We start from the raw sequence: 11,168 nt of genomic DNA, 5'->3' as shown, positions 1-11,168 counted from the left end.
CTTTTCCGCGCGAGGCGCCGCGACCAACGACGGCGCCCAACATGAGGCAAGGCACATGCAGCAGCCCGAGCGGTTCTCGGATCTGCCGGAATACGCGTTTCCGCGTCTCCGCGCGCTCATCGAGGGCGTCGCCGCCGGCGGCCCTCTGCTCCCCATGTCGCTGGGAGAGCCCCGTCACGCCCTGCCGCCCTTCCTGGGCGAGGCTTTGGCGCGTCATGCCGACCTCTACGGTCGTTATCCGCCCAACGAAGGCTATCCCGAGCTGCGCGCCGCCATCGCCGGCTGGCTGCGCTCCCGCTTCGGCTTGCCCGAGAGCTGGACCGACCCCGACCGCCACGTCTTCCCGCTCAACGGCACGCGCGAGGGGCTGTTCGCCGCCTGCCTCGCCCTCGTGCCCGAGCGCAAGAACGGCGAGCGGCCCGCCGTCCTGATCCCCAACCCGTTCTACCAGTGCTACGCCGTCGCCGCGCTGACGGTGGGGGCCGAGCCGATCTATGTGCCGGCGGAGGCCGCGACCGGCTTCCTGCCCGATTACGCCTCGCTGCCCCCGGCGCTGCTCGACCGCACCGCGGCCGTCTACCTCTGCTCGCCCGCCAACCCGCAGGGCGCGGTGGCGACGCAGGCGCAGTGGACGGCGCTCATCGCGCTGGCCGAAAAGCACGATTTCCGGATTTTCGCGGACGAGTGCTATTCCGAGATCCACCGCGGGACCCCGCCGCCCTCCTCCCTGCAGGCCGCCGTCGCCATGGGCGCGGATCCGGAGCGGGTGCTGGCGTTCCACTCGCTCTCAAAACGCTCCAACCTGCCCGGCATCCGGTCGGGGTTCTGCGCGGGCGGTCCCAAAACCATCGCGGCGATGCGCAAACTGCGCGCCTATGCCGGCGCGCCGCTGCCCGGTCCGATCCAGATGGCCTCCGCCGCGGTCTGGGCGGACGAGGCGCACGTGGACGCCTCCCGCGCGATCTACGCGCAGAAATTCGCCATGGCCGACCGGATCCTCGGCAACATGGAGGGCTACCGCCCGCCCGAGGCCGGGTTCTTCGTGTGGCTCGACGTCTCCGCCCGCCATGGCGACGGGGAGGCCGCGACCGTGAAGCTATGGCGCGAGACCGGGGTGCGGGTGCTGCCCGGCGCCTATCTCTCGCGCCCTTCCCCGGACTGGCTGGGCGGCGGCGACCCGGGCGCCCGCTATGTCCGCATCGCGCTGGTCGAAGGCCCCGAAGACGTGGAACGGGGCCTGACCCTGATCCGCGATCACCTCGGTTGAACGGAGACGAATTCCCATGGCCCTGTTCTCCCGCTCCGACCTCGACGATTACGAACGCGAGCCCCGCGACAGCTTCCTGCCGGAAAGCTGGTCCGAGGCGCTGCGCCGCCGGGCGGCGGAGCTGGCGGGGCTGGCGCTGGCCTGCGTCGCGGTGGCCACGGCGCTGATGCTGGCGAGCTATTCGTCCGAGGATCCGTCCTTCTTCAACATGGCCGGCGGCGGCGCCACCAACTGGCTGGGGATGCCGGGGGCCTATGTGGCCGACCCGCTGATGCGCACGCTGGGGCTGGGCGCGTGGATGCTGCCGCTGCTGATCGGGGTCTGGGGCTGGCGGCTGGTGGTCCATCAGGGCGAGCATCGGGCCTGGTCGCGCCTTCTGCTGTCGCCGCTCGCGGTGCTGGCCGCCTCCGCCGCGCTCTCGACCCATATTCCGCCCGAGACCTGGCCGCATCCCTATGGCCTCGGCGGGCTGATCGGCGACGGCGCCGGGCGCACGCTCGCCGCGCGTTCGCCCTGGCCGCTGGAGCTGACCATGCTGGCGCTGTCGTTGGGGCTGGGGTTCTGCGCCGCGGCGCTGGGCCTGTTGTCGCTCGGCGCGGACGCGGAGGAGATGGGGGCGCTGCGGCGCTGGATGACCGGCGGGCTGCGCTGGGCGCTCGGGCTGGCGCTGCGCCTGGTCGGCGGCGGCGCGTCCGCCATCGCGCGCCGCAGCCGCAAGCCGGCCGAGCCGCGGTCCTCGCGCCTCGGCGCCCCGCCGCCGATCGGCGCCGCCGCGCGCCATGAGCCGGCGGTGGAGGAGGAGGACGAAGCGCTCTATGACGACGCGCTCGACGAGCCGCAGCTGACCACCCGCGCCGCCCCTCCGCCCGTCGCGGGCGAGCCCAGCGTCATGGACCGCATCCGCGCCGTCGCCCGCCGGATCGAGCCCGCGCCCGCCGCCGCCCCGGTGCTGGAATACGCCACCGACGGCGACGACGACGACGCGCCGCTGCCCTCGCCGGTCCTGCGGGCCGAGCCCGCGGCGCACCGCGTGGCCGTCGCCCCCGCCGCCCCGACACATCGCGAGCCGACGATCACCTCGCGCGCCATCGGCGCCGCCTTCGATCCGGACGCGCCGCCCCGGCCCGCGCCCCCTTCCTACCCGCGCGCCGAAGTCGCCGTTCCGCCCCGGGCCCCCGCGATGAGCCGTCGCGCCGCGGCGGAGGCTGAGCCGATGCTCGCCCTCGACGACGCCGCCGAAGGCGGCTGGTCCGCCCCGCCGCTGTCGCTGCTGCAGAACCCCGCCCGCATCGAGCGTCCCCAGCACTCCACCGAGGCGCTGGAGGAGAACGCGCGGATGCTGGAGGCGGTGCTGGACGATTACGGCATCCGCGGCGAGATCGTGAAGGTCTCCCCCGGTCCCGTGGTCACCATGTACGAGCTGGAGCCGGCGCCTGGCCTGAAGGCCTCGCGCGTCATCGGGCTCGCGGACGACATCGCCCGCTCGATGTCGGCGCTGGCGGCCCGCGTCTCCACCGTGCCCGGCCGCTCGATCATCGGCATCGAGCTTCCCAACGAGATCCGCGAGAAGGTTCTGCTGCGCGAGCTCTTCGCCGCCCGCGCCTTCGGGGACGCGAAGGAGCGTCTGCTGATCGCGCTCGGCAAGGACATCGCCGGCGCGCCGATCGTGGCGAACCTCGCCCGCATGCCCCATCTGCTGATCGCCGGCACCACCGGCTCCGGCAAGTCGGTGGCGATCAACGTCATGATCCTGTCGCTGCTCTACCGGCTGTCGCCCAAGGAGTGCCGGATGATCATGATCGACCCCAAGATGCTGGAACTGTCGGTCTATGACGGCATCCCGCATCTGCTGTCGCCGGTTGTGACCGATCCCAAGAAGGCGGTGGTCGCGCTCAAGTGGACGGTCGCCGAGATGGAGGACCGCTACAAGAAGATGTCGCGCATGGGGGTGCGCAACATAGAGGGCTACAACCAGCGGGTCCGCGACGCGGTCGCCAAGGGCGAGGCCTTCACCCGCACCCTGCAGACCGGCTTCGACGAGGATACCGGCGAGCCGGTGTTCGAAACCCAGGAATTCGAGCCCGAGGAGCTGCCCTTCATCGTGGTCGTGGTCGACGAGATGGCCGACCTGATGATGGTGGCGGGCAAGGAGATCGAGGCCTGCATCCAGCGCCTCGCCCAGATGGCCCGCGCGTCCGGCATCCACATCATCATGGCGACGCAGCGGCCTTCGGTCGACGTGATCACCGGCACCATCAAGGCCAACTTCCCGACCCGGATCTCGTTCCAGGTGACCTCCAAGATCGACAGCCGCACCATTCTGGGCGAGCAGGGGGCCGAGCAGCTCTTGGGCATGGGCGACATGCTCTACATGGCCGGCGGCGGCCGCGTGACCCGCGTGCACGGGCCGTTCGTGTCGGACGAGGAGGTCGAGGAGGTGGTGATGCACCTCAAGGCCCAGGGCGAGCCGTCCTATATCGGCGGGGTCACCGACGGGCCGGACGAGGACCAGGCCTCCGAGATCGATGCGGTGCTGGGGCTGTCGGGCGACGAGAGCGAGGCCGAACTCTACGACCGGGCTGTGGCGATCGTCGCGCGGGACCAGAAGTGCTCGACCTCCTACATCCAGCGCAAGCTGGCCATCGGCTACCAGCGCGCGGCGCGGCTGGTGGAGCAGATGGAGGAGCAGGGCGTGGTGTCTCCGGCCAACAAGGTCGGCAAGCGGGACATCATGGTCGGCGAGGTCTGAGCGGGCCGGACCTTTCGGCGCCCGTTCCGGGCAAGCCTGCTTCTCCGGCCGCAGGCGGCCTGCGGGGCGCCCCCCTCACCCTGTCCCTCTCCCCCGAGGGGGAGAGGGGAGCGGGATGGCGGCCTACCCAGAAATTGGCGACGTTTTCGCATTTGGCGGGGAAGAGCGCCGGTTTGCTGAGACGGCCCCCAGGGGGGCCTTGTCCGAGCGTCTGCGAGTCTCCGGCCGCCTCAAGGCCGAGCCGGCTTCGCCGGTCGCTGCGCGAGCCTTGACCCGCCCGCAGACTCGCGATCAGGCCGGGCGGGCGCCGAGTTGCCCGATGGCGCGCGCCGCGGTGGCGTGGGCATGGATGAGGCAGGCGAGCGGCGCGGCGCCCCCCAGCCAGGACGCGAGAAACCCCGCGGCGAAGGCATCGCCCGCGCCGGTGCTGTCGCGCATGGCGGCGGGCGGCGGGGCGGCTTCGACAACCAGGACGCCGTCCTCATAGACCCGCGCCGGGGCGGCTCCGTTCTTGATCGCCAGAATTGTGAAGCGCCTGGCGAGGTCCGCCGCGGCGCCGGCGCCTGCCAGCGCCTCGGCCTCGTCGCGATTGGGGAACAGGACCGTCGCGCCCTCGATGGCGGCGAGGAAGCGGGGCGCCCCGATCTCGGCCAGGAACGAGGCGGAGCCCGGATCGACGCTGACCGGGATCGCCCGCGCCAAGGCCTGCGCGACAAGGGCGGAGACGGCGGCCCGCGGTCCCTCCGCCACCATCGCGTAGCCTGAGACATGCAGAAGCGCGGCCCCGTCCAGCAGCGTCTGCGGAAGATCCGCGGCGCAGAGCCGGTCATTGGCCCCCCGGGCGGTGAGGAAGCTGCGCTCGCCGTCCGCGGGGTCGATCAGGACGACGAGGGCGCCGGTCGGGGCCTGCGGATCCGCGGCGAGGCGCGGTGTGACGCCGACAGTGCGGAACTCGGCCTCCAGCGAGGCGCGGTCGTCGGCCCCGACCCGGCCCACGAAGACGGTCGGCACGCCAAGCGCGGCCAGCCACGCCGCCTGGTTGGCGCCCGAGCCGCCGGGAGCGAAGCGGATCTCGGCCCGGCGGTCGGCGCCGCGCACAGGCGGCCCTTCGGGCCGCACCAGCACGTCGCGCATCACGTCGCCGACCACCAGAACATGGCCGGGCGGAGGGGTCACCCGGCGGCCCGGCGAAGGTCCGCCAGCGCCACCGCCATGCGGCCGGCGAGGCGGGCGTTGTCGCGGACCAGCGCCATGTTGGCGATCAGGCTGCGCCCCCCGGTCAGCGCCAGAACCCGGCCGAGCAGGAAGGGGGTGACCGCCTTGCCGCCGATGCCTTGCGCCGCGGCCTCGGCCACCGCCTGGTCGATGAAGGCGGCGATTTCCGCGGCGGGGATCTCGTCCGCCTCCGCGATCGGGTTGCAGATCAGCGCGCCCTTGCCGCCGACGCGGCGATGCGCGGCGAAAGCGGCGGCCAGCGCCTCGGGCCCGTCGAGGGCGGCGTCGAGATTCAATCCGCTATGGCGCGAGAAAAACGCCGGGAACTCGGCCGTGCCATGGCCCAGCACCGGCACGCCCGCCGTCTCCAGATATTCCAGGGTCTTGGGCAGATCGAGGATCGACTTCGCCCCCGCGCAGATCACCGCCACCGGGGAGGCGGCGAGCTCGGGCAGGTCGGCCGAGACGTCATAGCTCGCCTCCGCTCCCCGATGCACCCCGCCGATGCCGCCTGTCGCGAAGATCTCGATGCCGGCCAGCGCCGCGATCCGCATGGTCGCGGCGACCGTGGTCCCGGCCGAGGCCCCGGCGGCGATGGCGGCGCCCAGATCCTTGGCGGAGGCCTTGCGCACGCCCGCAGGCAGCGCGGCCAGGGCCTGCAGCTCGGCATCCGACAGCCCGGCCCGCAGCACCCCGTCGATCACCGCCACGGTGGCCGGCACGGCGCCGGCGGCGCGGACCTCGGCCTCCACCGCGCGGGCGGTCTCGAGATTGGTCGGGATCGGCATCCCGTGCGTGACGATCGCGGTCTCCAGCGCCACCACGGGGGCGCCGGAGGCGAGGGCCTCGGCGACTTCTTGGGTGAGGCGCAGGTCGGGATGAGCGGGCATGGTCGGCTCCTTGCGCGGTCGGCGGGGCCCCTTGGGGCGCGGAGCCGGGTGATAAGCGCCGCGCGCCGGGATGCAAACCCTCGACGCGCCGAGGCCACGGCTCGCAACCGGGAGACGTCCCCGCCGGCGCCCCCGGGGCCGCGCCGCGCGGGCGCGCCGAGCAACCCGGGTCACGGTCGACGCGCGGCTCCCGCGTTCCGGGTCCCCGCGCCGACATCGGGCGCGGGGAATCGGGCGCGGGGACCACGGGTCAGGCGTGGATGGCGCCGTCGCCGCAGGCCATCGCGGCTTCCTTCACCGCTTCGGAATAGGTCGGGTGGGCGTGGCAGGTGCGGGCCAGATCCTCGGCCGCCGCGCCGAATTCCATCGCCACGCAGACCTCGTGGATCAGGTCGCCCGCCGCCGGGCCGATGATATGCGCGCCCAGAATCCGGTCCGTCTCCTTGTCCGCCAGGATCTTCACGAAGCCGTCGCCCTGGAAATTGGCCTTGGCCCGCGCGTTGCCCATGAAGGGAAACTTGCCGACCTTGTAGGCGCGGCCTTCCTCCTTCAGCTGCTCCTCGGTCTTGCCGACCGCGGCGACCTCCGGGCTGGTGTAGATCACCGACGGGATCACGTCGTAGTTCACGTGACCCGCCTGACCCGCGATGATCTCGGCCACCGCGCCGCCCTCGTCCTCGGCCTTGTGGGCCAGCATCGGCCCCGCGATCACATCGCCGATGGCGTAGCAGCCCTCGAGCCGCGTGCGGAAATGATCGTCGACCACGATGCGGCCGCGCGGATCGAGCTCGATCCCCATCTCCTCGAGGCCGAGGCCGTCCGTATGCGGTTTGCGCCCGGTGGCGACGAGCACCACGTCGGCCTCCACCGAATGCTCGCTGTCATCCTTGCGCAGCTTGTAGTTGACGGTCAGGCGCTCGCCCGCCTCCACCGACTGCACCGCGGCGCCGAGGGTGAATTTCAGACCCTGCTTGGTCAGCAGCTTCTGGAACTGCTTGCAGATCTCGCCGTCCATGCCGGGCGTGATCTGGTCGAGATACTCGATCACCTGCACATCCGCGCCCAGCCGCTTCCAGACCGAGCCGAGCTCGAGCCCGATCACGCCGGCGCCGATGACCACCATCGATTTGGGGATCTCCGTCAGCTCCAGCGCGCCGGTGGACGACACGATCCGCTTCTCGTCCAGCGTCACGAAGGGTGGCACGGCGACGTCGGAGCCGGTGGCGATGACGATGGACTTGGCCTTGTAGACCCCGCCGCTCTCGCCCTCGACCGTCACTTCGCCCTTCGCGGTGACCTTGCCGAAGCCCTTGAGCCACTTGACCTTGTTCTTCTTGAACAGGAACTCGATGCCGCCGGTGTTGGCGTCGATGGTCGACTGCTTGTAGGCGAGCATCTTCGGCACATCGACCGACACCCCCTCCACCGAAATCCCCATCTTGGAGAAATTGGCTTCGGTCTCATGCACCATCTCGGACGAATGCAGCATCGCCTTGGAGGGGATGCAGCCCACGTTGAGGCAGGTGCCGCCGAGCGTCGCGCGGCTTTCCACGCAGGCCGCCTTGAGACCGAGCTGGGCCGCGCGGATCGCGCAGTAATAGCCGCCGGGGCCGCCGCCGATCACGATCACGTCGTAGTCCGACATCCTGTCCTCCTTTTCGGGTCCGCGGACCCGTTCCGGGTTGTTCCAAGCCCCTCAGAGCAGCGCGGCGATCAGCATCAGCGTCGCGCAGAGAAGGGCGATCATCCAAACGATGCTACGCCACGGGCCGATCCCGAAGGCGTAGAGCGGCACATAGGCGATCCGGGCGACGAGCCACAGGATCGCGCAGCCCTCGGTCAGGGCCGAGGATTTGTCGGCCATCACCACCGCCACCGCGGCGGCTGCGAAAAGCGGCAGCGCCTCCAGCATGTTGGTGGAGGCGCGGTGCAGGCGTCCAGGCACGCCGGCGACCGTGCGCGGCTCGTCGCGCGGGCCCGAGGTCCAGCGCGAGCCGAGCTGCATGTTGACCGGGACCGCCATCAGGCAGAGCTGGAACACCGCCAGCAGGCCGCCGAGCGCGAGGACCGTGATCTCGACGCTCATGCCGCTTCCTCCGCGACGGTCTCACGCGGCAGGTAGACCCGGCCGGTGGCCAGCACCGCGCCACAGAGCGTGGCGGTCCCGTCGGCGGCGATGGCGTAGACATCCGCCGCGCCGACGGAAGTCGAGCGGCCGAGCTGCATCACCCGGCCCACCGCCCGCAGGCGGACGCCCTTGGCAGGCGCGCACATCTTCACGGTGAAATCCAGCGTCGCCATCCGGGTGCCCTTGGGCTGCAGGGTCAGCACCGAATGCATCGCCGCCACGTCGCCGAGCGTGCCGACCGAGCCTGCCGCGAAATGCCCGACAGGGCCTTCCTGGCTGTCGCTCAGCGGGATCTCGATCACCGCCTGGCCCGGGTCGAGCGACACCGGGACCAGGCCGATGGCCTTGAAGATCGGGTGCAGCGCGAGGCGCGCGGCGCCGTCCTCTCGGAAATCGGGGTTGCGGGGCTCGGCCACGATGCGGGCGGCGAAATCGAGGGTCATGCTCGGCGCCTTGGTTCGGGGAGGGCGGAGAGCCGCCGCGTCGGGTGCGCGCCGCCCCGCGAAGGGGGCGGCGCCGGGGTGTTGGGGCGCAGGGATCAGAGATCCATCAGCAGGCGGCGCGGATCCTCGAGGGCTTCCTTCACCCGGACGAGGAAGGTCACCGCGCCCTTGCCGTCCACGACGCGGTGGTCGTAGCTCAGCGCCAGGTACATCATCGGCCGGATCACGATCTGGCCGCCGACCACCACCGGACGCTCCTGGATCTTGTGCATGCCCAGGATGCCCGACTGCGGCGGGTTCAGGATCGGGGACGACATCAAGGATCCGTAGACGCCGCCGTTGGAGATGGTGAAGGTGCCGCCCTGCATCTCCGCCATCGACAGCTTGCCGTCGCGGGCGCGCAGGCCGAGCTCGCCGATCTTCTTCTCGATCCCCGAGAACGACAGCGCGTCGGCGTCGCGGACCACCGGCACCACCAGCCCCGACGGCGTGCCGACGGCGACGCCGATGTGGTAGTAGTTCTTGTAGACCAGCTCGGTCCCGTCGATCTCGGCGTTCACATCCGGCACTTCCTGAAGCGCGTGGATGCAGGCCTTCACGAAGAACGACATGAAGCCCAGCTTCACGCCGTGCTTCTTCTCGAACACGCCCTTGTATTCGTTGCGCAGGTCCATCACCGCCGACATGTCCACCTCATTGTAGGTGGTCAGCATCGCGGCGGTGTTCTGCGCGTCCTTCAGCCGGCGCGCGATGGTCTGGCGCAGGCGCGTCATGCGCACCCGCTCCTCCCGCTCCGCGTCCGAGGCGGCGACGGGGGCGCGGGGGGCGCGGGGGGCGGGGGAGGCGGTCGGCGCGGGCGCGGATTTCTGGGAGACGGCCTTCTGCACGTCCTCCTTCATCACCCGACCGTCGCGGCCGGTGCCCTGCACGTCGCCGGATTTCAGGCCGGCTTCGGTCATCGCCTTCCTGGCCGAGGGCGCGTCCTCCACGTCCTTGGCCGAACCCGAACCCGAGCCGGACGGGGCCGAGGCCGCGGGGGCCGGGGACGACGCGGCGGGCGCGGCGGAAGCGCCGGCGCCCGAGGTCACCCGGGCCAGCAGGCCGCCGGCGGCGACCGTCTCGCCTTCGCCCACCAGGATCTCCGCGATCACGCCGGCCACCGGGCTCGGCGCTTCGACCGAGACCTTGTCGGTCTCCAGCTCGCACAGCATCTCGTCGACCGCGACCGTGTCGCCCACCTTCTTGAACCAGGTGGAGACGGTGGCCTCGGTCACGCTTTCGCCCAGCGACGGAACCTTGACGTCCACCGTCTCGCCGGCGCCGCCATCCGCCTTGGGGGCGGGGGCGGAGTCGGCGGGCGCATCGGCCTTGGCCGCAGGCTTGGGGGCGGGGGCCGCGCCCTCGCCCTCGGTCACCGTGGCGAGCAGGGCGTTGACCCCGACGGTCTCGCCCTCGGCCGCGACGATCTCGCCCATCTTGCCGGCGGCGGGGGACGGAACCTCCACCGTGACCTTGTCGGTCTCCAGCTCGCAGAGCATCTCATCCACGGCCACCGCGTCGCCCGGCTTCTTGAACCAGGTGGCCACGGTCGCCTCGGTGACGCTTTCGCCGAGGGTCGGAACCCTCACTTCAACGGTCATAGTCTGAACTCCTTCAGCCGAGCGCGTCGGAGAGCAGCGTCTCCTGCTCCTGGCGATGCTTTGAGGCGAGCCCGGTCGCCGGCGACGCCGAGGCCGCGCGACCCGCATAGCGGGGACGGCCATGAGCGGCGCCGATGCGCCCGAGCACCCATTCGATATTCGGTTCCACGAAGGTCCAGGCGCCCTGGTTCTTCGGCTCTTCCTGACACCAGACGATTTCCGCATCCTTGAAGCGCGACAGCTCCTTGGTCAGCGAGATCGCCGGGAACGGATAGAACTGCTCCAGCCGCAGCAGGTAGACGTCGTCGCGCCCCTCCGCGTCGCGCTTGTCGAGCAGATCATAGTAGACCTTGCCGGAGCTGATCACCACGCGCTTGATCTCCGCGTCGGGCTTCAGCGTCAGCTCGGACGAGCCCTTTTCCGCATCGTCCCACAGCACCCGGTGGAAACTGGAGCCGGTGGCCAGCATGTCCAGCGACGACACGGCCTTCTTGTGACGCAGCAGCGACTTCGGCGTCATGATCACCAGCGGCTTGCGGAAGGTGCGGTGGATCTGGCGACGCAGGATGTGGAAGTAGTTCGCCGGCGTCGAGCAGTTGGCGACGATCCAGTTGTCTTCCGCCGACATCTGCAGGAACCGCTCGAGGCGGGCCGAGGAATGCTCCGGCCCCTGGCCCTCGTAGCCATGGGGCAGCAGCATCACCAGCCCGGACATGCGCAGCCACTTGCGCTCGCCGGACGACACGAACTGGTCGATCATGATCTGGGCGCCGTTGGCGAAGTCGCCGAACTGCGCCTCCCAGATGGTCAGGGTGTTGGGCTCGGCCAGCGAATAG

General features: G+C 71.2%; 8 protein-coding genes and 1 pseudogene. 2 read left to right on the top strand and 7 right to left on the bottom strand.

From position 1 onward, the window contains the following. Positions 1–55 precede the first annotated feature (55 nt). Both ACTB72_RS17340 and ACTB72_RS17335 read left to right on the top strand, forming a co-directional pair. Complete coding sequence (locus ACTB72_RS17340) at positions 56–1,267, top strand: aminotransferase class I/II-fold pyridoxal phosphate-dependent enzyme (RefSeq protein WP_463038264.1); 1,212 nt, start codon at positions 56–58, stop codon at positions 1,265–1,267. Between the two features lie 16 nt (positions 1,268–1,283). Continuing rightward, positions 1,284–4,016, top strand: a complete 2,733-nt coding sequence (locus ACTB72_RS17335; RefSeq protein ID WP_463038263.1) for a DNA translocase FtsK — start codon at positions 1,284–1,286, stop codon at positions 4,014–4,016. 291 nt (positions 4,017–4,307) lie between these two features. Here the strand turns inward: ACTB72_RS17335 and ACTB72_RS17330 are convergent, their stop codons facing one another. From ACTB72_RS17330 to sucA, 7 genes and pseudogenes are all read right to left on the bottom strand, one after another. Continuing rightward, positions 4,308–5,192, bottom strand: a complete 885-nt coding sequence (locus tag ACTB72_RS17330; RefSeq protein WP_463038262.1) for a carbohydrate kinase family protein — start codon at positions 5,190–5,192, stop codon at positions 4,308–4,310. Continuing rightward, positions 5,189–6,121, bottom strand: a complete 933-nt coding sequence (locus tag ACTB72_RS17325; protein WP_463038261.1) for a pseudouridine-5'-phosphate glycosidase — start codon at positions 6,119–6,121, stop codon at positions 5,189–5,191. The genes ACTB72_RS17330 and ACTB72_RS17325 overlap by 4 nt, the downstream gene beginning before the upstream one ends. Before the next feature lie 250 nt (positions 6,122–6,371). Then, positions 6,372–7,766, bottom strand: a complete 1,395-nt coding sequence (lpdA, locus tag ACTB72_RS17320) for a dihydrolipoyl dehydrogenase (RefSeq protein ID WP_463038260.1) — start codon at positions 7,764–7,766, stop codon at positions 6,372–6,374. A gap of 51 nt (positions 7,767–7,817) precedes the next feature. After that, on the bottom strand, positions 7,818–8,207 hold the full coding sequence (locus ACTB72_RS17315) for an MAPEG family protein (RefSeq protein ID WP_463038259.1): 390 nt from the start codon (positions 8,205–8,207) through the stop codon (positions 7,818–7,820). Then, positions 8,204–8,692, bottom strand: coding sequence for a PaaI family thioesterase (locus tag ACTB72_RS17310; RefSeq protein WP_463038258.1), 489 nt, complete (start codon positions 8,690–8,692; stop codon positions 8,204–8,206). The genes ACTB72_RS17315 and ACTB72_RS17310 overlap by 4 nt, the downstream gene beginning before the upstream one ends. A 95-nt stretch (positions 8,693–8,787) precedes the next feature. Then, positions 8,788–10,332, bottom strand: coding sequence for a 2-oxoglutarate dehydrogenase complex dihydrolipoyllysine-residue succinyltransferase (gene odhB / locus ACTB72_RS17305; protein ID WP_463038257.1), 1,545 nt, complete (start codon positions 10,330–10,332; stop codon positions 8,788–8,790). Between the two features lie 13 nt (positions 10,333–10,345). Further along, positions 10,346–11,168, bottom strand: a pseudogene (gene sucA, locus ACTB72_RS17300) (2-oxoglutarate dehydrogenase E1 component); the annotation flags it as partial.

This window comes from Albimonas sp. (genome assembly GCF_055129145.1).
The sequence above is the reverse complement of the archived record's forward strand: the minus strand, read 5'-3'. Positions and strand labels throughout refer to the sequence as shown.

What these genes read in the sequence shown, in the direction of transcription:
- ACTB72_RS17340 (WP_463038264.1), top strand. Translation starts at nt 56, where the DNA reads ATGCAGCAGCCCGAGCGGTTCTCGGATCTGCCGGAATACGCGTTTCCG.
- ACTB72_RS17335 (WP_463038263.1), top strand. Translation starts at nt 1,284, where the DNA reads ATGGCCCTGTTCTCCCGCTCCGACCTCGACGATTACGAACGCGAGCCC.
- ACTB72_RS17325 (WP_463038261.1), bottom strand. Translation starts at nt 6,121, where the DNA reads ATGCCCGCTCATCCCGACCTGCGCCTCACCCAAGAAGTCGCCGAGGCC.
- lpdA (WP_463038260.1), bottom strand. Translation starts at nt 7,766, where the DNA reads ATGTCGGACTACGACGTGATCGTGATCGGCGGCGGCCCCGGCGGCTAT.
- ACTB72_RS17315 (WP_463038259.1), bottom strand. Translation starts at nt 8,207, where the DNA reads ATGAGCGTCGAGATCACGGTCCTCGCGCTCGGCGGCCTGCTGGCGGTG.
- ACTB72_RS17310 (WP_463038258.1), bottom strand. Translation starts at nt 8,692, where the DNA reads ATGACCCTCGATTTCGCCGCCCGCATCGTGGCCGAGCCCCGCAACCCC.
- odhB (WP_463038257.1), bottom strand. Translation starts at nt 10,332, where the DNA reads ATGACCGTTGAAGTGAGGGTTCCGACCCTCGGCGAAAGCGTCACCGAG.